This window comes from Duganella violaceipulchra (assembly GCF_019166075.1).
In the GTDB taxonomy this organism is placed as follows: domain Bacteria; phylum Pseudomonadota; class Gammaproteobacteria; order Burkholderiales; family Burkholderiaceae_D; genus Rugamonas; species Rugamonas violaceipulchra.
Window position 1 is genome coordinate 315,774 of the sequence record NZ_JAHTGR010000005.1, and the last position, 24,706, is coordinate 340,479.

Annotated in this window: 19 protein-coding genes; 7 read left to right on the forward strand and 12 right to left on the reverse strand. The window is 64.0% G+C overall.

Annotation, left to right across the window (positions count from 1 at the left end; all coding sequences use genetic code 11):
* The first annotated feature begins 113 nt into the window (after positions 1 to 113).
* From KVP70_RS12250 to KVP70_RS12260, 3 genes are all read left to right on the forward strand, one after another.
* Positions 114 to 392, forward strand: a complete 279-nt coding sequence (locus tag KVP70_RS12250; RefSeq protein ID WP_217942493.1) for a type II toxin-antitoxin system RelE/ParE family toxin — start codon at positions 114 to 116, stop codon at positions 390 to 392.
* Positions 392 to 715 carry a HigA family addiction module antitoxin gene (locus tag KVP70_RS12255; RefSeq protein WP_217942494.1) on the forward strand — a complete coding sequence of 108 codons (324 nt, stop codon included), beginning with the start codon at positions 392 to 394 and terminating at the stop codon, positions 713 to 715. Before KVP70_RS12250 ends, KVP70_RS12255 begins: the two co-directional genes overlap by 1 nt.
* Positions 716 to 777: 62 nt before the next feature.
* Positions 778 to 1,344: an NADPH-dependent FMN reductase gene (locus KVP70_RS12260; protein WP_217942495.1), complete on the forward strand. Its 567-nt coding sequence runs from the start codon at positions 778 to 780 to the stop codon at positions 1,342 to 1,344.
* Between the two features lie 11 nt (positions 1,345 to 1,355).
* Here the strand turns inward: KVP70_RS12260 and KVP70_RS12265 are convergent, their stop codons facing one another.
* Positions 1,356 to 2,129, reverse strand: a complete 774-nt coding sequence (locus KVP70_RS12265; RefSeq protein WP_217942496.1) for a hypothetical protein — start codon at positions 2,127 to 2,129, stop codon at positions 1,356 to 1,358.
* A gap of 218 nt (positions 2,130 to 2,347) precedes the next feature.
* Between KVP70_RS12265 and KVP70_RS12270 the strand changes: the two genes are divergently transcribed.
* The 3 genes from KVP70_RS12270 to KVP70_RS12280 all read left to right on the forward strand — a co-directional run bounded on the left by KVP70_RS12270 (position 2,348) and on the right by KVP70_RS12280 (position 7,261).
* Positions 2,348 to 4,024 carry a M14 family zinc carboxypeptidase gene (locus KVP70_RS12270; protein ID WP_416053875.1) on the forward strand — a complete coding sequence of 559 codons (1,677 nt, stop codon included), beginning with the start codon at positions 2,348 to 2,350 and terminating at the stop codon, positions 4,022 to 4,024.
* A gap of 87 nt (positions 4,025 to 4,111) precedes the next feature.
* Positions 4,112 to 6,271 carry an FUSC family protein gene (locus KVP70_RS12275; RefSeq protein ID WP_217942498.1) on the forward strand — a complete coding sequence of 720 codons (2,160 nt, stop codon included), beginning with the start codon at positions 4,112 to 4,114 and terminating at the stop codon, positions 6,269 to 6,271.
* A 66-nt stretch (positions 6,272 to 6,337) separates the two neighbouring features.
* A complete protein-coding gene (locus KVP70_RS12280; protein ID WP_217942499.1) occupies positions 6,338 to 7,261 on the forward strand; it encodes an EamA family transporter in 924 nt (307 codons plus the stop codon).
* 106 nt (positions 7,262 to 7,367) lie between these two features.
* Here KVP70_RS12280 and KVP70_RS12285 read toward each other — a convergent pair whose 3' ends face one another.
* Complete coding sequence (locus tag KVP70_RS12285; protein ID WP_217942500.1) at positions 7,368 to 8,720, reverse strand: GGDEF domain-containing protein; 1,353 nt, start codon at positions 8,718 to 8,720, stop codon at positions 7,368 to 7,370.
* A gap of 225 nt (positions 8,721 to 8,945) precedes the next feature.
* Between KVP70_RS12285 and KVP70_RS12290 the strand changes: the two genes are divergently transcribed.
* The gene (locus tag KVP70_RS12290) at positions 8,946 to 9,200 is read left to right on the forward strand and encodes a hypothetical protein (protein ID WP_217942501.1); all 255 of its coding nucleotides are present in this window, start codon (positions 8,946 to 8,948) and stop codon (positions 9,198 to 9,200) included.
* Positions 9,201 to 9,393: 193 nt separating this feature from the next.
* Here KVP70_RS12290 and KVP70_RS12295 read toward each other — a convergent pair whose 3' ends face one another.
* The 10 genes from KVP70_RS12295 to astC form a co-directional block, all read right to left on the reverse strand.
* Positions 9,394 to 10,860: an APC family permease gene (locus tag KVP70_RS12295; RefSeq protein WP_217942502.1), complete on the reverse strand. Its 1,467-nt coding sequence runs from the start codon at positions 10,858 to 10,860 to the stop codon at positions 9,394 to 9,396.
* 341 nt (positions 10,861 to 11,201) lie between these two features.
* On the reverse strand, positions 11,202 to 11,711 hold the full coding sequence (locus KVP70_RS12300) for a DUF1993 domain-containing protein (protein WP_217942503.1): 510 nt from the start codon (positions 11,709 to 11,711) through the stop codon (positions 11,202 to 11,204).
* 62 nt (positions 11,712 to 11,773) lie between these two features.
* Entirely contained in the window at positions 11,774 to 12,271 is a 498-nt protein-coding gene (locus tag KVP70_RS12305; RefSeq protein WP_217942504.1) for an EF-hand domain-containing protein, read from the reverse strand.
* Positions 12,272 to 12,361: 90 nt separating this feature from the next.
* Positions 12,362 to 13,351, reverse strand: coding sequence for a succinylglutamate desuccinylase (locus tag KVP70_RS12310; protein WP_217942505.1), 990 nt, complete (start codon positions 13,349 to 13,351; stop codon positions 12,362 to 12,364).
* 4 nt (positions 13,352 to 13,355) lie between these two features.
* Positions 13,356 to 18,083 carry an NAD-glutamate dehydrogenase domain-containing protein gene (locus KVP70_RS12315; RefSeq protein ID WP_217942506.1) on the reverse strand — a complete coding sequence of 1,576 codons (4,728 nt, stop codon included), beginning with the start codon at positions 18,081 to 18,083 and terminating at the stop codon, positions 13,356 to 13,358.
* A 121-nt stretch (positions 18,084 to 18,204) separates the two neighbouring features.
* Entirely contained in the window at positions 18,205 to 19,542 is a 1,338-nt protein-coding gene (gene astB / locus KVP70_RS12320) for an N-succinylarginine dihydrolase (RefSeq protein ID WP_217942507.1), read from the reverse strand.
* Positions 19,543 to 19,551: 9 nt separating this feature from the next.
* Positions 19,552 to 21,045 carry a succinylglutamate-semialdehyde dehydrogenase gene (gene astD / locus KVP70_RS12325; protein WP_217942508.1) on the reverse strand — a complete coding sequence of 498 codons (1,494 nt, stop codon included), beginning with the start codon at positions 21,043 to 21,045 and terminating at the stop codon, positions 19,552 to 19,554.
* The gene (gene astA / locus KVP70_RS12330) at positions 21,038 to 22,096 is read right to left on the reverse strand and encodes an arginine N-succinyltransferase (RefSeq protein WP_217942509.1); all 1,059 of its coding nucleotides are present in this window, start codon (positions 22,094 to 22,096) and stop codon (positions 21,038 to 21,040) included. The genes astD and astA overlap by 8 nt, the downstream gene beginning before the upstream one ends.
* Positions 22,097 to 22,109: 13 nt before the next feature.
* Positions 22,110 to 23,147, reverse strand: coding sequence for an arginine N-succinyltransferase (locus tag KVP70_RS12335; protein ID WP_217942510.1), 1,038 nt, complete (start codon positions 23,145 to 23,147; stop codon positions 22,110 to 22,112).
* A 92-nt stretch (positions 23,148 to 23,239) separates the two neighbouring features.
* Entirely contained in the window at positions 23,240 to 24,484 is a 1,245-nt protein-coding gene (gene astC, locus KVP70_RS12340) for an acetylornithine/succinylornithine family transaminase (RefSeq protein WP_217942511.1), read from the reverse strand.
* Positions 24,485 to 24,706 lie beyond the last annotated feature (222 nt).

Below are 24,706 nucleotides of genomic sequence, written 5' to 3' on the forward strand. Positions count from 1 at the left end.
GGCGTGGTTTTTTCATGGATCGCTAACCTTGAGTGACATGTCCATGACAGGCAATAGCGGCGCTTGACTTTGCTATGCATAGGATTACACTGCAATCCCAAGGATGGCACCAATTGATCATTTCAATACGTCATAAAGGATTGCGGAAATTTTTCGCCGATGGTGACCATCGTGGCATACCCGCGGAATTCGCCTCCAGAATCGAACGTTTTCTTGACCGGTTGGATAGCTGCATCAAGCCCGAAGATATGAATATTCCTGGGTCAAAATTTCATCAACTCAAGGGTGGGCGCAAAGATTGCGATGCCGTATCCGTCTCAGGCAACTGGCGCATCACATTCAAATTCGACGGGGAGAATGTGGTCGAAGTGGATTTGGAGGATTATCATTGATGAAATCATTGCGCAACCCCAATCGACGCCCCACGCATCCAGGCGCAGTATTGCGCGAAGATATACTGCCGGCGCTAAAAATGACGCAAACGGAATTGGCTGAACTTATAGGCGTCAGCCGCCTGAGCGTTTCCGAGCTCGTTCATGAGCGGCGCGCAATGTCTCCCGAAATGGCGGTGCGGATAGCGACTCTACTCAACACATCGCCGGAAAGCTGGTTGCGCATGCAGGAAGCAGTCGATCTGTGGCTGGTACGTCAGGATTCGAGCAAATTGGCGGCGATCCGTCCCTTGAATAAGTCTCGGCTGGATCTGGCGACGTGAGGTCATAAAGAGTAGTAGACTGCATTCCGGTTCCCTCCCCCCAACCGTCTTCAGGAGATGTCATGACCGCGAAAAAAGTCGCCGTAGTGATCGGCAGTCTGCGCAAGGATTCGCTCAACCGCAAGTTCGCCCACGAGCTGATCGCGCTGGCGCCGCCGTCGTTGCAATTGGAGATCGTCGAGATCGGCGAACTGGCGCTGTACAACCAGGACCTGGAGGAAAACGGCGCCACCGCGCCGCAGGCCTGGACCCAGTTCCGCCAGCGCCTGCAGGCGGCGCAGGCGGTGCTGTTCGTCACGCCGGAATACAACCGCTCGGTGCCGGCGCCGCTGAAGAACGCCATCGACGTCGGTTCGCGCCCTTACGGCAGCAGCATCTGGAGCGGCAAGCCGGCCGCCATCGTCAGCGTGTCGCCCGGCGCGACCGGCGGCTTCGGCGCCAACCACCACCTGCGCCAATCGACGGTGTTCCTCGACATGCCGCTGCTGCAGCAGCCGGAAGCCTACATCGGCGGCGCCGCCAAGCTGCTCGACGACAACGGCAAGTTGAACAACGACAGCACCAGGGAATTCCTGCAAAAGTTCATGGCCACCTTCGCCGCCTGGGTCGACACCAACGCCAAGGCGTGATCAACGCATGATCAACGTTTAAGCGCCCGGAACGCCTGGCCGGCCTCAGTCAGCACGGCCGGCTTGGCCGCGGCGACCGAGGCCGGCCGCGCCGCGCGTTGCAGCGCCAGCAGCAGCGGCGCGAGATGATCCGGCAGCAGCGCCAGATCGGCGCCGGGCAGGCGCTGCGCCAGCACGCCCGCCTCGTCCGCCGCCAGATGTTCGCAACTGACGTACAACCGGTAAGAGACCCAGCTATTGCCCACCTCCAGCATGAACCCCGCCACGTTCGCCGTGCCGGGCTGGCCGGGCAGCGCCGTCACCCGCAGCCGTGTCTTGCCCTTGCGCAGATGCAGCGTATCCCAGGTCTGCATCGGATAGAACTGCGGCGCGTCGGCCTGCCTGGCCGGCAATAGCGTCGCGGCGGACACCGGCGCCGCGGCCACCGGCGCCGCCACGATCACCGGCAATTTGCCCAGCGACGCCAGCGGCGCCACCCCGCCATAGCGGCCGCTGCCGGCGGGCGTGACCAGCAGCAGGTCGGCCGCCGGCCACTGCCGCACCGCCTCGGCGCTGTAGGCGTCCGCGTCGGCGCCGGCCGTCAGGATGCTCAGCCCCTGGAAATGGATCAGCGCCAAGCCCTTGCCGGCCAGCCGCACCCGGCCCGCCGCCAAGGGCGGCAAGGGCGCGGCGGCGCTTTCCAGCTCGATCACATAGCGCGGCCCGATCTGCGCCAATCCCACTCTGCAGCCCAGCGCCAGCAGTGCCATCACGATCACCGCGCGCAATCCGTACCTGTTGCCCATCGCACCCTCCTGGCCTTGTCCGTGTTCTCCAGTAGAGCACCTCCGCCATAAAGTTTTCTTGAAGCAACGCAAATCCTGCGCCCGGCTAATCCAGCGCCGCTCAAAAATCGGGCACGAATGATACAATTCCGCCCTCGGCAGCGTGTCGCAGTGCTTATCCAGCGCGATGCGCCCTCCCCTCAACTCCCTCTGAGATCCAGACTGCCATGCACCCAGAAATGCCTACGCCTTACGAAAAAGGCAATCAGAACCAGACCACCCTGTGGAGCGAATGCATCGCCTTCTACCAGGAGCTGGCGCAACGCTTCCCGCAAGTACTGCGTTTTGAACAGATCGGCACCTCCGACGGCGGCATCCCGGTGCATGCGGGCGTAGTCAGCGCGGACGGCGTGTTCGACCGCAACCAGATCAAGGCCGAAGGCCGCACCGTCTTCTTCAACAACAACGGCATCCACCCCGGCGAGCCCGAAGGCGTGGACGCCTGCATGGCCATCGTGCGCGACCTGTGCTTCGACCCGGCCCGCCTGGCCGCGCTGGGCAAGACCGTGCTGCTGTTCGTCCCGCTGTACAACGTCGACGGCGCGCTCAACCGCGCCGACACCTCGCGCGTCAACCAGGACGGCCCGGAGCAGTTCGGCTTCCGCGGCAACAGCCGCCACCTGGACCTGAACCGCGACTTCATCAAGTGCGACACCCTCAACGCGCAGCTGTTCAACCAGCTCGTCACCGGCTGGGACCCGGACGTGATGGTCGACACCCACACCTCCAACGGCGCCGACTATCCGTACACGATGACCTTGATCCACACCCAGGCGGACAAGCTGGGCTACGGCCTCGGCCCCTTCCTGCGCGAGACCATGCTGCCGCACATCTACGCGCAGATGGAAGCGAAAGGCTGGCCGACCTGCCCCTACGTCAATCCGGTGCAGGACACGCCGGACGACGGCATCGCCGAGTTCCCGGACGTGCCGCGCTTCTCGACCGGCTACGCGGCGCTGCACCACGTGATCGGCTTCATGCCGGAGACGCACATGCTCAAGCCCTTCAAGGACCGCTACGATGCGATGCGCGCGCTGCTGGACGTGACGATGGCCTTCACCGTCTCGCATGGTGAGCAGATCCGCAAGCTGCGCGCCGACGCGCGCGAGCAAGCCGCCAGCGCCAAGCAATGGACCGTCAGCTGGAAGATGGATGAAGCGAATCCATCGACCTTCCGTTTCAAGGGCTACGCGGCCAAGCGCAGCCCCAGCCTGCTGGGCGACTACACCCGCCTGTCCTACGACCGCAGCCAGCCTTGGGAAAAGGACATCGCCTACTACAACAGCTTCGTGCCGTCGGCCACCGTGCGCGCGCCGAAAGGCTATGTGGTCCCGCAAGCCTGGCGCGAAGTGATCGAGCGCCTGCAATGGAACGGCGTGGAGATGGCGCGCTTCGACGAGTCCTCCACCATCGAGGCGCAGTACTACCACATCGCCGCCGTCACCTCGCGCCCGAACGCCTACGAAGGCCATATGTACCACGACGTGGTGGAAACCGAAGCGCGCACCGGCAGCTTCACCGTGCAGCCGGGCGACTACTTCATTCCGCTCAAGCAGGCCAACGCCCGCTACGCCGTCGAGACGCTGGAACCGCAAGGCCACGACTCCTTCTTCCGCTGGGGTTTCTTCAACAGCGTGCTGGAGAAAAAGGAAGCCTACTCCGACTACGTGTTCGAAGACCTGGCGCTGGAAATGCTAGAGACCGAACCTGAACTGAAAGCGAAATTCGAGCAGTGGAAGGCCGACTATCCGGCGCTGCTGACCAGCCAGGACAAGGTCCTCGGCTTCATCTTCGAACACGGCAAACGCCATGCGGAGCCGGAATGGCGCCGTTACCCGGTGCTGTCCGTCCTCTAAGTCCCCGCAAAGTATCAACGAGCGTTACCCCATGCGCGCAGCGGCGATCCCGCGGCGCGCATGCAAGCTGCCCACAAGGCCATAGCCATGCATTACGCACTCAACCTGCGCACCTTTTTCTACAGCCATTACTTTTACCTGGGCCTGCGCTTTGCCGCGGGCCTGGTCGGCGTCACCGTGATTACGCTGCAATTCGCCGGCATGGCCACCGCCATGACGGTCTGCATCGGCGCGCTCTGCACCGCGCTGATGGACATGCCCAGTCCCCTGCGCCACAAGTTCAATGAGATGAGCGCCTCGGTGCTGCTGTGCAGCGCCGTCACGCTGCTGATCAGCCTATGCGCGCCGGTGCACTGGCTGCTGATGGTCATGCTGGTGGCGGTCAGCTTCCTGGCCTGCATGATGGTCGTCTACGGCAAGAAGTCGATGCCGCTGCAACTGGCCACGCTGTTCATCATGACCATGTCAATGGAACACGAGATGACGGTGCGCCAGTCCTTCATCCACACCGGCCTGTTCACCCTGGGCGCGGTGGCCTACCTGGCCTACGCGATGGGTATCTCGTGGATACTGCGCCACCGCATCAAGCAGCAGGTGCTGGCCGAGGCATTGTTCGAACTGGCCGCCTACATCGACATCAAGGCCGACTTCTACGACACCCGCTACAACCTCACCGAACAATTCAACAAGCTGGTACGCCATCAAAGCCTGCTGGCCGACCGCCAGCAAGCCTCGCGCGACCTGATACTGCGCAGCCACCAGAACAGCAAGGACGCCATCGTCGTGCAGACCCACGTCTGCATGCTGGACCTGTATGAGCTGGTGCTGTCGACCCACACCGACTACGCGCAGCTGCGCGCGCACCTGGCCGATTCGCCGGTGCTCAAATCGCTGCACGACCTGGCTTACAAGGCGGCGCGCGATATCGAATCGGTGGCCTACGACGTCACCCGCAAGATGGCCTCCTACCCGGAGATCAGCTACGAGCCGGAACTGGCCGCCATCGAGGCGGAGCTGGCGGCCTTGCAGCGGCGCGTGGACGACGGCAAGCCGGCGCAGGAAGCGCTGGCCGTGCTGCGCGCGCAGCGCAACAAGGTGCGCGCCATCATCAAGATGATAGTCGAGCTGCACCAGGCCAGCCAGAAGGCTTACGACACCACGCCGTTCTGGGTCGACGCCGACATGGGTCCCTTCCTGTCGCAGCAAAAGTACGAGCTGCGCATGATCCTGTCGCACCTGCGCTTCGATTCGCCGATCTTCCGCTTCTCGCTGCGGGTGGCGATGGCGATCTCGGTCGGCCTGGCGGTGGCCTCGTGGCTGCCGTATGCGGCGCACAGCTACTGGATCGTGCTGACCATCGTCATCATCCTCAAGCCCAGCTTCAGCATGACCAAGCAGCGCCGCAGCGACCGCATCGTCGGCACCATCATCGGCTGCGTGATCACGGCGCTGATCATCAAGTACCTGAACTATCCGGCGGCGATACTGGGCTTCCTGATTTTATCGACGGTGGCCACGCCGACCTTCATCTACGTGCGCTACCGCTACGCGGCGATCGCGGTCAGCATCATGATCCTGCTGCAGATGCACCTGATCGCGCCGGGCAACCACGACCTGATCGTCGAGCGCCTGATCGACACCTTCATCGGCGCGGCGGTGGCGACGGCGTTCAGCTTCGTGCTGGCCAGCTGGGAATATCAATCCCTGCCGCGACTGATCCGCGAAGTGCTGGACGTGAACCTGCGCTACATGCAGTCCAGCTTCGATCTGCTGCAAGGCAAGGGCAAGGACGATTTCGCCTACCGCATCGAGCGCAAGCGCCTGATGGACAGCCTGGCCGCGCTCAGCTCCGCGCTGGTGCGCATGCTCGACGAGCCGGCCCGCAAGCAGCGCGCGGTGGAGGACATCAACTTGTTCATCGTGCAGAACTACCTGCTGGTGGCGCACGTGGCCGCACTGCGCGCCATCCTGCGCCGCCACGTGAAGGAGCTGCCGACGGCGCCGGTCAACGCCATGCTGCGCGAGAGCCACGAGCAGGTCGTGCGCACGCTGGCGCAGGCGCTGGCGCCGCAGTCCGGTACCGCGGCGCAGCCGGCGACCGCGCCGACGACCGCCGCCATCGCCACGGACGGCGCCAGCGTGTCGTGGTCCGGCTGGCCGCTGGTGCAGCGTCGCATCCGCCTGCTGCAGGCGGACGCGGTCAAGATCATCGTCCACAGCGAAGCCATCGTCCGCGACGTCGCCTGACTTGGGCCCGGGCCTGGGCTTGGGCCTGCGCCTGCGCCGCCGGCGCAGGCCTGCTAAGATGGCAACATGACCGCCGCCACCGCCCCTGCATCCTTCAGCACCCGTGACCTGATCTCCGCCCTGTTCGTCGTCCTGATCTGGGGCACCAACTTCGTCGCGATGAAGGTCGGCCTGCGCGACCTGACGCCGTTTCAGATGGGCGCCGCCCGCTACATCTTCGCCGTGCTGCCGCTGATCCTGTTCGTGCGCCCGCCCAAGCTGCCGGTGAAATGGATCGTGGCCTATGGCCTGTGCCAGGGCGTCGGCCAATTCGGCTTGCTGTTCCTGTCGCTGAAGGTCGGCATGTCCGCCTCGCTCGCTTCCGTGATCCTGCAGACGCAGGTGTTCTTCACCGCCTTCTTCGGCTTTGCGCTGCTGCACGAACGCGCCAGCCGCGCCTTGCAGGCGGGCCTGCTGCTGGCCGCCGTGGGCCTGGTCTGCTTCGGCATGAACTACGTGCAGCCCGGCCACGCGGGCGCCACCACCGCCGGCGGCTTCGTGCTTTGCCTGGCCGCCGCCGCGATGTGGGCGGCCTCGAACATCGTCGTGCGCCGCGCGCAGCAGGCCACGCCGCAATTCGATGTGGTGGGTTTCATGGTCTGGTGCAGCCTGGTGCCGATCTTGCCGTTCATCGGCCTGTCGCTGGCCTTCGACGATCCGGCCACGCGCTGGAGCTGGACCAGCGCGCCGCTGTCCACCTGGATCTCCACCGCCTACCTGGGCTGGATGGCGACCATCCTCGGCTACGCCATGTGGACGCGCCTGTTGAAACGCCACCCGGTCAACCGCGTGGCGCCGTTCAGCCTTGGCGTGCCGGTGGTCGGCATCAGCGCCGGCATGATCGCGCTGGGCGACGTCATCACCGGCTGGCAGTGGGCCGGCATCGCGCTGATCGTCGCCTCGCTGATCTGCACCATGTTCGGCGGACGCTGGCTGGGCCGGCGCGGCTAAGACTAAGAGGTTGTTTCAAAATGAGCGCAGCGAGGCGCGGCGACGAAGACAGTGCACCTGCACGGCGAGGAGCCGCAACGAAGCTGCGGTCTTTTTGAAACAACCTCTAAGCGAAGCAGACGCGGTTGCGGCCCGTCTGCTTGGCGCGGTACAGCAGCGCATCGGCCTTTTGCAGCATCGCCTCGGCGGTGCCGGCGGCCAGGTCGGCGTACACGCCCATGCTCATCGTGACCTTCAGATCCGGGTGCACCTCGTGCCACGGGAAGCCCTCGATCATGTTGCGCAGCTTGTCGCACAAGGCCGCCGCCTGCGGCAGCTCGGTCTCCGGGAAGGCGATCACGAATTCCTCGCCGCCGTAGCGCGCCACCAGGTCGCTCAAGCGCATATGGCTGCGCAGGATCTCGCCCACCTGGCGCAGCACCGCGTCGCCGGTGGCGTGCGAAAACTGGTCGTTGATCCGCTTGAAGAAATCAATATCCCCTATCACCACGCTCAATGGCCGCTTGTGGCGCACCGCGTGGCTGAACAGCGTGGTCGCCTGCTCGTCGAAATGGCGGCGGTTGTGCAGCTTGGTCAACGCGTCGCGCACGCTCAGTTCGCGCATCTGCTCGGCCTGCGCCAGGATGGTCTGGTGCGTCTCCTTCAGTTCCTCGTGCGAGCGCGCCAATTGCTCGCTCATGTCGTTGAAGGCGCTGGCCAGCGTGGCCACTTCATCCCGGCCCTCCACCGGCACCCGTTGCAGCAGCGAGCCGCTGTGCATGGCGCGCACCGCGCCGGTCAGGTGACTGAGCTTGCGGCTCAGGCCCCGGCTCAGCAAAACGCCCAGCACCAGCGCCAACGCCGTCGCGCCGGTCACGCCGGCCAGCAGCGCTTCGCGCATCGCGTCCATGTATTGCTGTTCCTGTTTGCTGGGTGTGAAGATGCCCTCCGGCGAAATATAGGCCACCACCCGTTCGCCCACCTTGACGGCGCGGGCGTCCTTGCGGGCCGATTCGGGCAGCAATTCGTTGGGCCGGTACACCCCGGCCCCCAACAACACATGGAAATCCTGATCCGCCACGATGAAGTGAAACGGCGGCTCGCCACCGCCACGGCGCGGCGGCCGACGCTCGCCGGGTCCCGGCGGTCCCTCGCCCTGCGGCGGTCCTTCACCCTGCGGCGGCCCCGGACGCTCCCCTCCCTCCTGCTCCTGCTCCGGCGGCGGCGGTGGCCGCGTGCCCTGCGCCTCGTGGTAGCTACGCATGAAATCATCGAAGGGCTCGGCCTTGTTGGCGGCTTGCCAGCTGCCGTACTTCTGCAGGTAGCCGCTCATGCCCTCGTAAAAACTGTCGGCGGCGTGCTGGCGGCGGATCACGTCCACCTTCTTGCTCATGCCCACATAGGCCAGGCCGCCCACCATCGCTACCGCCGCCAGCCCGGTCAATAGCAAAGCGAGCATGAATTTCGTGCGCAGGGACATCGGAGCTCCGTCAAATTATTGCCAGTTGGACAGTAATCATACCCGATGGCGGTCGGCCCGTAAAAAATCCAAAGCGAAAAAAGTTACTATCCAGAACGCTTCCGTCATAGGGGAAATCGACAGTTATACGGTTTGCTTATGGCTAGTATCATAAATCAAAATTTTATTTATTACTGAAAGACGCGCATACTGCACTGCAACAAACGAACATTTAAGGAGCTTCTGATGAGCGCAACGAACAACCTGATTTACATCGACCTGACCACGACTCGCTATGCCAGCAATGTTGCCGCCGCAGCGCGCCAGCTGATTGCCGCACTGTTCGCCGTCAAGCCACGTCCAGCCGTCGCGGCAGAGGAAGTTGTTTCGCAACGCCAGATGGAAGCCTCCGCGTCCTGGATGAACCGCCTGGCCAACGACTGTGAACGTCATTCCCCTAATCTGTCTGCCGAACTGCGCTACATGGCGTCGCGCGGCTAATTGAACCGAATTTAACTTCCTGGAGATCACCATGCTGACCATCATCGAAAACCTGCCCGCCGCCATCGCCCTGTCCGGCCTCGTACTGCGTCTCTACCTGGGCGCCAAGCCAGGCAAAGAAGAAGCGTAAGTAGCGGACGTAAAAAAGCCCCGGTAACGCGCAAGCGGCCGGGGCTTTTTTACGTTCGCCGTTTTACTTGGCGTGATTCAGTCGCGAATTGCGCATGCCGTACAGGAAGTAAGTCAACACCGCCGCGCTCATCCAGATGATGAAGATGGTGTAGGTCGTCATCGACAGGCCGAACATCAGGTACAGGCAGGCCACGATGCTCAGGCCCGGCACCACGTAAGGACCGAACGGTACGCGGAAGCCCTTGGTGCCCTTGCCGTTTTCCTTCTTGCGCATCACCGGCACCGCCAGCGACACCACGATGAAGGCCGTCAGCGTGCCCATGCTGACCATATCCCACAGGAAGGTCGCGTCGACGAAACCGGCCACCAGGCCAACCACCATGCAGACGATCAGCGTGTTATGCACCGGCGAGGCCGTGCGCGGATTGACCTTGCGGAACGATGGCGAGATCAGTCCATCCTTCGAGATCGCATACAGGATGCGGGTCTGGCCGTAGATCGTCACCAGCGTCACGCTGAACACCGAGATCACGGCGCCGGCCGCCAGCACCAGCGCCGGCCAGGTTTTGCCCGTCACGTTTTGCAGGATCACGGCCAGGCCGGCTTCTTGCCCGGCGAACTTGTAGGCGGGCTGCGCGCCCATCGCGGCCACGGCCACCAGCAGGTAGAACAGGGTCACGATGCCCAGCGCCGACAGGATGCCGATCGGCACGTTGCGCTTGGGGTCGCGCACTTCCTCGCCGGCGGTGGCCACGGTGTCCAGTCCGATGAAGGAGAAGAACACGGTCGCCGCCGCGGCCGTCACGCCGGTCATGCCGGTGATGTGCACGCCGTTGTCCGGGCTGAAGAATGGATGAAAATTGTTTATATCAAAGCCGGCAAACGCGATCACCACGAAGAAGACCAGGATCGCCAGCTTGATCATCACCATGATGGCGTTGGTGGTGGCCGATTCCTTGGTGCCGCGTATCAGCAACAGGCAGCACAGGCAGACCAGCATCACCGGCGGCAGGTTGATGTGGCCGAGATGGAGCTCCATGCCCTTGGGCCCGGAGACGATCATCGGCGAGCGCAGCACCTCGGGGATATGCCAGCCGAAGGCATTGTTGAGGAAGTTGTTCAGGTAATCGGACCAGCCGATCGCCGTCGCGCTGGCCGCCAATCCATATTCGAGCAACAGGCAGGCCGCCATGATGAAGGCCAGGAACTCGCCGACCGTGGCATAGGCAAACGAATACGACGAACCCGACGCCGGAATGCGGAACGACAGTTCGGCGTAGCACAGCGCGGTCAGGCCGGCGGTGATGGCGGCGAACAGGAAGGACAGGATCACGGAAGGCCCGGCTTTCGGCACCGCCTCCACCATGGTGAAGAAGATACCGGTGCCGATCGTGGCGCCGACACCTATCATTGTCAGGGGAAACAAGCCTATGGAGCGGTGCAGGCCGTTGCTATTGGTATGAGCAGTTTCTACTGTGTTGTCGACCGGCTTGGTACGGGTCAGTTTCTGGACCAGCGTTTGGTTCACAGGCAATCCTTGTGGGAGATATGTACGGGCAAAAAAACTAAGCGATTATAGGGCCTTCCGGCCTGTCGCATTACAGTAATTTTGTGTTAGAAAAACAACTCAGACCCCAAGCGGGGTAAGGGCTCCGTTACAGTTGCTTACTTTTGATACAGCGGGATGTATAGATTGGAAATTGTTGTCAAGCTACTCTAGGCCCAAGTGTTACATCCAGCCAAGAAGGAGCCCATCATGCCAATTCAAAAGATCCCCACCGTATCCCGGCGTTTCCATCCTGCCGTCGCGGGCGCCGCCGTTGTTTTACTTGGTCTGGCGGGCACGCTGACGGCCTGGCTGATGCGCGGCTAAGCGAACGGTCCGAGGTAATCGCGCTTGCCGACCGGGACGCCCTGGTTGCGCAGGATGTCGTGGGCGGTGGCGATGTGGAAGAAGAAGTTCGGCAATGCGAACGTCAGCAGATAGTCGTCCCCTTTGAACTCCGGCTGGAACGCACCAAAATTAAGTTTGATCGCGCGCGCCTCGCTGCCGGCGAAATCGCTTTCGGCGACGCTGTTCAAGTAAGTGATGGTATCGGTAATTCGCTGTTGTAATTGAGCGAACGAGGTTTCGTTGTCTTCAATCTTGGGCGCGGCCACACCGCTCAAGCGCTCCACCGACAATTTCGACGTATCGCTGGCGCGCTGCACCTGTGCCGACAGCGGCAGCATATCGTCCGCCAGCCGCGCGGAAATCATCGCATCCGGCACCGAGCCATGCTGCTCGACATAAGCCTCGGCCTTCCCCAGCAAATCCGACAACACCTTCAAGCCACGCACAAACACGGGCACCGAAACCTGATGCATCGATAGCGACATCGCGAACTCCCGACATGAAATAGAGAACTGCGAGTGTAGCGCAATCTACGCTATTGGGACGCTCAGGCCAACTGGTCGACGTTGTTGCCGATCTTGCTGGCGTCGGTCGTTTTGTCGGGATGGGAAACGCTGTACACCAGTTGCTCCTGCTCGGAGACCGTGCCGTCCTGGTTGGTGTCCGCCGCTTCGTAGGTCTTGGTCGAGCTGCTGGCGCTGCCGACGCCGCCCCCACCGTGCGCGCCTTCAGCAGGCTTGCCGCCCTGAGCGCCGCTGGGGCGCGGCGGCGCAAAGCTGCCGCTCTTGATCGCGGTTTCCAGGTCGGATTTCGTGATCGAACCGTTCTTCTGCGTGTCGATCGCATCGAACTGCTTGGTGGCGTCATCGGCCGACACGCCCTTCTTTTCCAGGCCCGATACGAACTCGTCCTTATTGACCTTGCCGTCCTTGTCGGCGTCCAGGTCGGTGAAGACCTTGGCCGCCAAGCGCGCCGCCCCCTTCGCAGGATCGAAGGAGGTGGCTTGGGTGCTGGCGCTTGAAACGCCGCTGATGGCTGTCGTCATGATGATTACTCCGTTGTTAGGTCACTGTGTACCTATTAACGAACTAATCCATGTAACCATGATACCGCCGAGTGTAAAGCGACGTAAAGATCAGGCGACGCGCACCACCATCAAGCCGGCGCGCAGGCCGATGCGGACGTCGGGATTGGGGAACACCACCAGCTCCTCGGGATGCTGGACGGTGTAGACGGTGTCGCCATCGCGGGCGATTTCCTCGCCCTGCTTGAGCGCCGTGAAATTATGCGTCTCCTTGCCGAACGCCATCTGGAACTGGTCGCTCAACTTGATGATCTGGCGCGCCGTGTTGAACACGTGCGGCTGCTGCCTGGCCTCACGCTTGGCCGCGCCGCGCAGCAGGTCGTCCAGCGCCAGCGAGGCATCGGCGAACTGCGACAAATCGTTCTGCCCCAGCGTGCCGATGCGCCCCAGCTCCACCGTGGTGCCGGCCGCCGCGTGATACTCGGCCGAATAATAGCTGTACGTCCCGACCGAAGCCGGGTTCATGATGACGGCGCCGATGCCGGCCAGGCCTAGCCACTCGATCAACTCGCGGCGCGGCTGGTCGGCGATCAGCTCCGGCACGATGGCGAAGGTTGGATACACCGACGGCCGTATCGCCGTATGCAGATCCAGATGCCAGCGCAACGGCCCCGCGCCGTCGAAGAAAGCCGTGGTCGCGGCGATCATCACATCGGCGCGCGCCGCTTCGGACGTGCCTTCCAGCGACCCGCGCTCCTTGCGGAACATGCGGTTCAAGTCGGCGTCGATGAAGCGCTTGCCGGCCCTGATCGCGCCGATATTGCCAACGCAAAGCATCAGGTTGACCGCCAACGCGGACGCCTGCTGCGACAAGGCGTCCAGCAGATACGCCACCACTTCGATCGGTCCCGTCTCGTCACCATGCACGCCGACCGAAATCAGCACACTCGGACGTTCGCCCCTGGCCTTGATGGTCAGGATACCGTCGGCCGGCTGCGTCACCGCAAACCCGGCCGCCGAAAACCGCTGCGCGACGGCGCTGAAATCCGCTTCAGCGAGCGCGCGTACAGCTTCCGGCAAAACCTTGGGCAAATCGCTCATCTACTTACACCGCCAGCATCGTGTTACCGGTGTTGGTCGCTTCGGACAAAGCCCAAACGTCCAGCATCGCTTGTTCCAGATCGACCGCCGCAGCGTAGCCGGACAAGCCCAGCGTGTTCGCCACGACTTCCACCGCTTCCGCCGCCGTATGGTCGCCGGTCGCATGCTGCAGCACCTGCGACAGCAAGCGTTGCTGCGTGCGGCGCAGCGCGTTCTGGGCGTAGCTGCGCAGCTGCTCTTGCGAACGGCTGGTGGCCGGCAGCTTCAGGCCGCGCTCCAGCGTATCGATGCCGACCTGCGCGCGCAACGCCAGGCCAACTTGCAGGAACGCCGGCAGGTCCATGCCTTCGGGACGCGATACCGACAGCGCCGCGAACACAAACGCCGCCACCGCATCGATCGCCTCGACCGCCTTCCAGGCCAGCACGAATTCGGCGCGCAGGCCGGAGGTGATGTCCGCATCCGACTGGCCATCGGCTGGCGTCAGTTGCGCCAGCGTTTCCGGCTTGGCGAACAGCTTGGCCAGCTCGGCGACACCTCCCTGTGCCTGCAGCTGGTCGGCAGGCACCGTCAGCACGCCTTCGATGACGGACTTCTGCAGCACGCGGGTACGCGCATCGACCTTGATCGACACGGCGCGCGGCACCTTCAGCGCATCGGCATCGAGCGTCGTGAAGATCGGCGCCAGGTTCAGCGCGGACCATGCCTGGCCCCACGCCAGGATCACATCCGATTCATCCACGCCATGCTCGCCGGCCAGTTGGCGCAGCATCAGCGGGCCGCAACGGTTGACCGATTCGTTGGCCAGCACGGTCGCCAGGATGGCGTTGGCCAGCGGGTGCGCCAGCGCAGGACGGGTTGCCACCAGCAGATCCGGGAAGTACGGCTTCAGCACCGACTCGGCCCAGCTCAGGTCCGTCAGCGGCAGCGCCGACAGGATGCGCTTGTAGCGGTTCTTGACGTTGGCGACCACCACCGCCAGTTCCGGCGTGGTCAGGCAACGGCCGTCGGCCTTGCGGCGCGCCAGTTCAGCCACCGATGGCAGCTGCTCCAGCTCACGCGACAGGGCGCCCTCTTCTTCCAACGACGCGATCAGCGCGGCGTAACCGTCTTGCACGGCGGCGTCGGTCTGTGCCTGTGCTTCGCGCACCAGCAGCTGCGTTTGCAGCGTGTTGTCGCGCAGGACCAGGCGTTCGATATCGGCGGTCATTTCGTTCAGCACGCGGTTGCGGTCCGCTTCGCTCAGCTGGCCGGCGTTCATTTCCACGTCCAGCCACATCTTCGCGTTCACTTCATGGTCGGAGCAATCCACGCCAGCCGAGTTGTCGATCGCATCGGTGAAGATGCGGCCGCCCGCCAGCGCGAACTCGATACGGCCGGCCTGGGTCGCGCCCAGGTTGCCGCCTTCGGAGACGACCTTGCAGCGCAGCTGGTTGCCGTCGACGCGGATATTGTCGTTGGCGCGGTCCTTGACCTGTGCGTGCGATTCGGTCGAGGCCTTGATGTAGGTGCCGATACCGCCGTTGTAGAACAGGTCAACAGGGGCCAGCAGGATGCGGTGCATCAGCTCTTCCGGCGGCAGCGAGGTTTCTTCGATGTCCAGCGCGGCGCGGATCTGCGGCGACAGCTCGATGCTGCGGGCGCTGCGCGGGTACACGCCGCCGCCGGCCGAAATCAGTTCCTTGTTGTAGTCGTCCCACGAGGAACGCGGCAGCGCGAACATGCGCTCGCGTTCGACGAAGGATTTTTCCATGTCCGGATTCGGATCGAGGAAGATATGGCGGTGATCGAAGGCCGCCACGATTTTCAGTTTGCGCGACAGCAGCGCGCCGTTGCCGAACACGTCGCCCGACATGTCGCCCACGCCGACCATGGTCACTGGCGTGGCGTGGATGTCGTGGTCCATTTCATAGAAGTGGCGCTTGACGGCTTCAAACGCGCCCTTGGCGGTGATGCCCATCTTCTTGTGATCGTAGCCGTTCGAGCCGCCCGACGCGAACGCGTCGCCCAGCCAGAAACCGCGCTGCACGGCGATGCCGTTGGCGATGTCGGAGAAGGTCGCGGTGCCCTTGTCGGCTGCCACCACCAGGTACGGGTCGTTCTCGTCGTAGCAGATGGTGTCGGCTGGCGATACGATCTTGCCCAGCACGCGGTTGTCGGTCACTTCCAGCAGGCTGGCGATGAACAGGCGATACACTGCTTCGCCTTCGGCCGCGATGGTTTCACGCACGGCGTCCTTCGGCATCTGCTTGCAGACGAAGCCGCCCTTGGCGCCGGCCGGCACGATGACGGCGTTCTTCACCATCTGTGCCTTCACCAGGCCGAGCACTTCGGTGCGGTAGTCTTCCATGCGGTCCGACCAGCGCAGGCCGCCGCGGGCGACCGGGCCGCCGCGCAGGTGCACGCCTTCGAAGCGGCGCGAGAACACGAAGATCTCGCGGAACGGACGCGGTTCCGGCACCAGCGACAGGCTGCTGGTGTCGAACTTGAAGATGATCTTGTCGCCCTTCTGGTTGTTCTGGAAGTAGTTGGTGCGCAGCGTTGCGACCATCAGGTCGGTCATCGCGCCCAGCACTTCTTCGCTGTCGGCGTGGTTGATCGCCGGCAGGCGGCTCTTGATGCCGGCCAACGCATCGAGTGCGGCGGCGCGGGTGGCGGCGTCCAGCGCAGGATTGAAGCGCTGCAGGAAGGCGTCCACCAGCTGCTTGACCACCACCGGCTGCTTGCGCAGCGTCTCGGCGATGTAGCGCACCGAGAAACGGCTGCCGGTCTGGCGCCAGTAGCTCATGTAGGCACGCACCAGTTGTACCTGGCGCACGCTCAAGCCGCCTTCGATGACCAGGCCATTCAGGCGGCCGTCTTCGGCTTCGTTGTTGAACAGTGCAGCGAACAGGTCCTGCGCGACCGGCACGATGTCGGCCTTGGCCAGGCTGGCGGCGCTGGCGGCATCCACCGACAGGCTGGTGACGAAGTGACGCTGGCCGTCCACGCGCAGCGAGTGCGCCTGTTCACGGTCGATCGCCACGCCGGCGTTATGCAGCGCTGGCAGGATGGTCGACAGCGACGGCACGCGGTCGACGGAATACAAACGGATGGTGGTGGCATCGGCGACGGTTTCCACACGCACGTCCACGCGCGATGGATCGGTGTTGCGCAGGATGGTGCCCAGGTCGTGGAAAGCCGCTTCCGGCGCGGTGGTGGCGACGTAGTCGATCGGCAGCGTGGCGCACATCTTGCGCAGGCTGGCGCGCAGCGGCACGTCAGGCACGGCGTCGGCCAGCGCGGAGAACTGGTTGTGCCAGCCGTCCAGCACCGACAACAGCGGCTGCTGGATATCGGTTTCCAGGTCCAGCGGATAGCGCGCGGCGTGGGCGATCAGGTACACGCGGGCCAGCGGGCCGTCGGCCACCAGCGTCTGCGAGCTGACATGCTGCGCGCCGGAGCTGGCTTGCAGCGCCTTGGCCAGCGACGAAGCGACGCTGGCGCTGTAACGCTCGCGCGGCAGGTAGACCAGCACGTTCAGGTGGCGCGCGTACACGTCGCGGCGGGCGAACACCTTGGTGCGCGGCTGCTTGTACAGCGAAACGACGGCGCCGCATACTTCGGCCAGCCATTCAGGCTCCGCTTCCAGCGCTTCGGTGCGCGGCAGCGACTCCAGGATCTCGATGAATTTCTCGGCGCGGAAACCTTCCTGGCGCACGCCGGCGATGCCCAGCACCTTGGCCACGCGGCCACGCGCGAACGGCAGGCGGTTCAGCGGCGTCGCGGTGGCGGCGCGGGTGAACAGGCCCACGAAGCAGTACTCGCCCAGGATCGCGCCTTGCGCGTCGGTGTGGCGGATGCCGATGAAGTCCAGTTGCTGGTCGCGGTGCAGTGTGCCCTCAACGTCGGCTTTGACGATAGACAGCGTGTGCGCGCGTTTCGACAGCGTGTCGAAATCGCCGGGGATATTGGCCAGGCAGGTGCCGTAGACCGGATGCGAAGTATCCTGCAGCACGCCGATGCGGCTAGGGATGTCGCGTTCCAGCTCGCGCACACCCGGCTTGACCTGGTAGTAGGCGTAGCCAAACGGCTCGAAGCCCTCGGTCTTGGCCCATTCCAGGAAGGCGGCGACTTCCTTGCCTTCGTCGCCGTTTTTGCTATTCAAGGCGGCTTCGGCGCCGATTTCGCTGAAGTGCTCCTGCATCGCGGCTTTGTCGCGGCGCACCACGGCGGCGTCGCGCGACACCATTTCCAGGCGCTCGACCAGCATGCCGATTTCCGCCTCTGGCAGATCTTCGGACAGCAGGCACAGTACATACGATTCGAGCTTGTCGCCACTCTGGCCGACGGCGGTCACCACACCATCCGCATTGCGCGCAACCGGCAGCACCGAGTTCAATACGCCGCTGACGCCCACGCGCAATTTGCGCATCGCCATGACGATCGAATCGACCAGGTAAGGCATGTCATCGTTCAGGACCAGCAGCGCGGTGGCCATGCCGCCGCGGCCATCCGCGTAGCGCAGCTTGGCGATCTGCGCGCCGGAGCCGGTGCGCTTGGAGGCTTGCGTGAAACCGTCCCACAATACCGGGGCCAGGCTACCCGGGGCGGTGCCCGCCAGGTCTTCTTCGTCCAGGGATCCAAGCCAGGCGCTGATCAGGGAGGCGACCTGGCTGCTGTCGCTGGCCGGCTTGCTCGAATTGACCAAATCCAGCGTCTGTGCGCGCAGGTCTTGTGGCATTTGTTTCATCGTTGCTTCTCCAATACGTTATGTGTATTTTATGTTGCAGGCGCCGCGCCGGCTTGTGGCTGCGCGGCAGTGGTTGAGCGCTATTAGACACCAAATCCCCATATGAGGGCGAGATGGTGTTTTACAAATCATACAGTCCAGGCAAGCCCAAAATCCGGCTCAAGTCTTCCAGCGCGGCGTGCACTTCGATCGCCAGCGCCGGATCGGCCAGGTCGGACGGCTCCAGCCGGTCGCGGTAGTGTTTCTCCACCCACGCCACCAGCGTGTGGTACAGCGCCTCGGTCATCACCACGCCTTGATGCATGGCCGCCGCTTCGGCATCGGTCAGCGCCACGCGCAGGCGCAGGCACGCGGGACCGCCGCCATTGCGCATCGACTGGCGCAGGTCGAAGTGAATCAGTTCGTCGACCGCGTTGCCGCTGGCGACCAGGCCTTGCAGATAGGCCGCAACTGCGGCGTTTTCCTCGCACTCCTGCGGAATCACCAGCGCCATCTTGCCGTTGTCCTTGCTCAGCAGCTGGCTGTTGAACAAATAGCTGTGCACCGCGTCGGCCACCGACACCTTGGCGGTGTCGACGCGGATTGCGTTCAGGTCCGCGCCCACGCCGCCCATCGCGCGGCGCAGCTGTTCCAGCGCGCCCGCTTCGTCGGCGAAGGCCTGCTCGTGATAGAACAGCACATTGCCGTTACCGACCGCGATCACGTCGTTGTGGAACACGCCCTGGTCGATCACGTCCGGATTCTGCTGGATGTAGACGGTGCGCTCGGCCGACAGGCCGTGCAGACGGGCCACCGCCTGCGATGCTTCCAGCGTCTGGCGGGCCGGGTATTTTTTCGGCGCGGTCGCCGACGCATCGAACTCGGTGCGGCCGTAAACGAACATCTCGACGGCGGCGCTGCCGTGGTCCTTGCACAAACGCGTGTGGTTGGCCGCGCCCTCGTCGCCGAATGCCGGCGTGCCTGGCAGCGCGTCATGCACGGCGAAGTGCTTCTCGTCCTTGAAGATAGCGCGCAGCGAGCGCGCCGACTGCGCGTGCTCGAAAGCGCGGTGCAGCTTGTTATTCAGATTGGCGGCGGTGAAGTGCGTGCGGCCATCGGCGCTGTCGGCCGACGGGCTGACGGTGGCCGCGTTGGCGGTCCACATCGGCGAGGCCGACCAGGCGCACGCCAGGATCACCGGCGACTCCTTGGCGGCCTTGGCCAGCACCTCGGCATCGCTGCCGGTGAAACCGATGCTGCGCAACAGACGGAAATTCGGACGGTCCTGCGGCGGCAGCAGCGCCTGGCCGAAACCACGCGCGGCCAATGCGCGCATCTTGGCCAGGCCTTGCAGCGCCGCCAGCTTCGGATTCGAAGCGCTCTTGACGTTGCTGAACGAGGCCACATTGCCGAACGACAGACCGGCGTAGTTGTGCGATGGGCCTACCAGGCCGTCGAAGTTGAATTCGCGTGCGTGCATGTCAGTTCCTTAGAAGTGCATGCCCGGCGACAGTTTCGCAGGCATTTCAAGTACATTGTTTTCGATCGAAGCGACCGGATAGGCGCAGTAATCGGCCGCGGAGTAGGCGCTCGGACGATGGTTGCCCGATTTGCCCACGCCGCCGAACGGCGCGCTGCTGGCGGCGCCGGTGGTCGGACGGTTCCAGTTGACGATGCCGGCGCGTGCGCGCACCTGGAAGATCTTCCACAGGTTCTCGTCGTTCGAGATCAGCGCCGAGGCCAGGCCGAATTCGGTGGCGTTGGCGGCTTTGATCGCACTGTCGAAGTCCGCCACGCGGATCACCTGCAGCAGAGGGCCGAACCACTCTTCGTCAGGAATGCCTTTGGCGTCGGTGACATCGACGATGCCGGCGGAGACGAAGCCGGTGTTCTCTTCCAGCTGGCGCATCGTCAGCAGGCTGCGGCCGCCCTTGGCGACCATGTCGGCCTGCGCCTGCACCAGGCGCTTGGCGATGGCTGCCGAAACAACAGGGCCCATGAACGGCGCCGGTTCCGCGGCGGAGGCGCCGATGGTCAGGCGGCTGGCCACGTCCACCAGGCGCGCGATGATCGCATCGCCCTCGGCGCCCTGCTTGACGATCAGGCGGCGCGCGCAGGTGCAGCGTTGGCCGGCCGAGATGAAGGCCGACGAAATCGCCATGAACACGGCGGCGTCGATGTCCATGGTCTTATCCTCGCCCCACACCACCAGCGGATTGTTACCGCCCATTTCCAGCGCCAGCATCTTGCCTGGCTGGCCGCCGAACTGCTTGTGCAGCGCGGTGCCGGTCTGGCAGCTGCCGGTGAACAGCACGCCGTCCAGCAGCTCGTTCTGGCCCAGTGCGACGCCCGCATCGCGGCCGCCGTTGACCAGGTTGATCACGCCTTTCGGCACGCCGGCCTTCTCCCACAGCTGCACCGTCTTGACGGCGGTGCGCGGCGCGTATTCGCTAGGCTTGAAGACCACGGTGTTACCGGCGATCAGCGCCGGCACGATATGGCCGTTCGGCAGGTGGCCCGGGAAGTTGTACGGACCGAACACGCCAAACACGCCGTGCGGACGATGACGCAGCACGGCCTCGCCGTCGGCGACCTTGTTCTGGGTTTCGCCGGTGCGGGCGCCGTAGGCCTGCACCGAGATGTCGATCTTGTTGGCCATGGTGGTCACTTCGGTGCGGGCTTCCCACATCGGCTTGCCCACTTCCTCGGCGATCAGCAGCGCCAGCTCTTCCGCGTCCTGTTTCAGCAGATCGCGGAAACGGGTGCAGACGGCGATGCGCTCGGCCAGCGGCGTCAAGGCCCAGGCTTCAAACGCGTCGCGCGCGGCGGCGGCGGCGTGGCCCACGTCCTGCGCGGTCGATTCGTTGCTGGCCCAGGTCTGCTTGCCGTTCGATGGATCGATGGTGACCAGTTCGGCGCCGCTACCGGCGAGCCACTCGCCGTTGATGAAGTTACTCAAGACTTTACTCAAAGCGTTAGACATGTGGATTCTTCCTCAAATTAAGGGTCAGCGTGCGCACCGTATCGCCGGTATGGCAGTGCAGGAGTTGTTGTTCGGCTTCCGGCAGCGCGATGGCGCCGTTGACCGGCACCGATTGCGACAGGATCATGCGGAAATCCTTGAGCGTGGTGTTCGAGACCAGCATCGGTTCGGCGGCGATGGATTCCGGCGCGCAGGCCGAATCCCAATCCGTCGTCGGGCCGATTTCGGCCAGCGTGCTTTCGCGCATGGCGCGCAGTTCCGACACGCGTGCCTGCAGCACCGGGCCGGCGTCGAAGATGTCGACGTAGCCCTCGAAATACAGGCCTTCCTGCTCCAGCAGGCGGCGCGCCGGCGCGGTCGACATGTGGACCTTGCCGATCACTTCCTGCGCGTCTTCCGGCAGGTAGGCCACGTACAGCGGCTGGCGCGGCATCAGCTCGGCGATGAAGGACTTCTTGCCGACGGCGGTCAGGTCGTCGACGTGGTCGAAGTCCATCTTGAAGAAGTGGCGGCCCAGGCCTTCGTAGAACGGCGAACGGCCGCTCTCCTCCTGGTAGCCGCGCATTTCGGCGATCAGCTTTTCGGTGAACAGGTGCGGGAACTGGGCGATGAACAGGAAGCGGCTCTTCGACAGCAGCTTGCCGTTGTTGCCGGTGCGGTAGTCCGGCGCCAGGAACAGCGAGCACAGTTCGGTGCTGCCGGTCAGGTCGTTCGACAGGTACAGCGTGTCCATGCGGGTGAACACGTCCAGCTCGCGGCTGGAGTGCACCAACGTGCCGATGCGGTAGTTGTAGAACGGCTCCGTCAGGCCGACCGCGCCCTTGATCGCGCACACGCCGGCGATACGGCCGTTGTCGGTGTCCTCCATGACGAACATGTAGTCGCGCTTTTCGGGCGGGATGGTTTCAGCGAACGAGGCGACGGCGATCGCCAGGCGGTCGCCCATCATCTTCATGTCCGGCTTGAGGGTGGTCATGCCGCTGCCGACCTGCGTGGCCATCACGTACAGGGCGTCGAGGTCGTTGGCTGTGATTGCGCGTACTACTAGCATAATTGATCCACTCTTAAATTCTGACGCAGATGACGGTATCGCCTTCGGCGATCTGGAGCGCTTCCAGCACGTCGGCCGGCAGCGCCACATTGACTTGCGATTCCAGCGCGGCGCAATGCGTGATCACGGCGCGGAAGTTGTGTTCGGAGCCGGACGACACGGCGTAGCGCAGCTGCGGTTCGCGGCCGCGGTCCGGCGAATCGGCGGCGGTGGTTACGCGGCGTTGCAGCGCGCCGTTGAAGGTGCGCAGCGAATTCTTGTGCGCCTGCAGGATCGGGCCGCCGTCGAAGATGTCGATGTAGTCGTCGGCCTCGAAGCCTTCGGCCGTCAACAGGTTGAACGCCAGCTCGCCCGACGGATGGATCTGTCCCATGGCCGCCTGCGCGTCGCCCGGCAGCAGCGGCACGTAGACCGGATAGTGCGGCATCAGCTCGACGATCAGCGTGCGGTTACGCGCGCCGCCGATCACGCGCTCGGCGTCGAGAAAGTCCATCTTGAAGAATTTTCGGCCCAGCGCATCCCAGAACGGCGAACCGCCGTCGGCGTCGGTCACGCCGGCCAGCGGCACGAAGAAGCGGTCGGCGAAGCGGTGCGGCGCCAGCACGGCGAACATCAGGCGCGCGCGCGACAGCAGGGCCGCTTCCGGCGTGCCGTGTTCGCGCTCGCCGACGTAAAAGCTCGACAACTGCGAATAGCCGGTCAGCTCGGAGCACAGCGTCAGCGCGTGCACGCTGTGGCTGATGTTCAGGTCGCGCGAGACCTGCTGGATCACGTCGTTGCGGAAGGAGAAATAGGTGCCGTTGGAACCGGCGGCGGCGAAGATCGCGGCGGTGCCGACGATGGTCTGGTCCTGCGGCGATTCAAGCACCAGCAGGTAGGATTCTTCGCTGGGGATGTCGACGTGCGCGGCAAACGAGGCGATCGAACGCTCGATCATGTCGGCGATCTTCTCGCGCGTTTTCGGCAAGGTGTGCACACCCGGCATGGTCACTGCGGCCAGCGCTTCGAGGGCAGCAATATCCGCAAGTTCTACCGGACGGACTACATACATGGGAACTCCTCAGATTAACGCACAAGCCCGGAGCACAAAGCACCGGGCTGAAATGAAAGGCGGCGGAACCAGGTCCGCCGCCGTAGGTGCTATTAAGCGGCCTTGATCATGCCGTCCAGCGACAGGCGCAGGATGCGGTCGGCTTCGGCGATCTGCGCGTCGGTGACGATCAGCGCTGGCGCCAGGCGCAGCACGTCCATGCCGGCGATCAGCACCATCAGGCCGTTGGCTTCCGCCGCGCGCTGAATGTCCTTCGAACGGCCTTTCCAGGCGTCGGTCACCACCAGGCCTTGCAGCAGGCCGGCGCCACGCACCAGCGTGAACACCTGCGAGTAGTCGGCCACCAGTTTTTCCATCGTCGCGCGCAGCTTGGCGCTGGCTTCCTTGACGCGGGCCAGGAAGGCCGGCTGGTTGATCGTGTCCAGCACGGTCAGCGCCACGGTCGCGGCCAGCGGGTTGCCGCCGTAGGTGGTGCCGTGGGTGCCCACGCCCAGCGTCTTGGCCAGTTCGTCGGTGGTCAGCATGGCGCCGATCGGATAGCCGTTGCCCAGCGCCTTGGCCGAGGTCAGGATGTCCGGGGTGATGCCGTAGCTCATGTAGTGGAACAGGTCGCCGGTACGGCCCATGCCGCACTGGACTTCGTCGAAGATCAGCAGCGCGCCGGTCTTGTCGCACAGGTCGCGCAGCTCTTGCAGGAAGGCCTTGTCGCCTGGAACCACGCCGCCTTCGCCTTGCAGCGGCTCGACGATCACTGCGCAGACGTCGTCGCCGATGGCGGCGCGTGCGGACTCGATGTCGTTATAGGTCACGTGGTCGATCGCTGGCGGCAGCGGCTCGAAGCCTTCGGTGTACTTGGACTGGCCGCCGACGGACACGGTGAACAGCGTGCGGCCGTGGAACGACTGGTAGCACGACACGATGCGCGACTTGTGCGGGCCGAACTTGGTGTGGGCGTACTTGCGGGCCAGCTTCAGCGCCGCTTCGTTGGCTTCGGCGCCGGAGTTGCAGAAGAAGGCGCGGTCGGCGAAGGTCGCTTCGGTCAGCGCGGTGGCCAGGCGCAGCACTGGCTCGTTGGTGTAGCCATTGCCCAGGTGCCACAGGGTGTTGGCCTGGCGGGTCAGCGCCTCGACCAGGATCGGGTTGCAATGGCCCAGCGAAGCGACGGCGATGCCGGAGGTGAAGTCCAGATAGTGCTTGCCATTCTGGTCCCACAGGTCCAGACCAGCGCCTCGGACCGGTACCATCGCTGCTGGTGCATAGGTTGGCACCAGAACTTCATCAAAGGTCTGACGAGTTACAGGACGGGTAGTTACGGTCGTATCGAGCTTGGCGTTCATGGCATTCCCTATCGTTGTTGGGTAAGGCGCGGCACAGCACCGCGTGGACCCATTATAAAAAGCGGCATGCTAAAACTCTTTTCTAATGGCGACAAGGATTTTCACTTTTGGCCGCAAAGTAAGCTTGTCAGAACAACCAGTCGTCAAGAGGCTGGTTCAAAATGGGCATGGCTAGGCGCAGCGCCGAAGACAGTGCACCTGCACGGCGAGGCGCTGCAACAA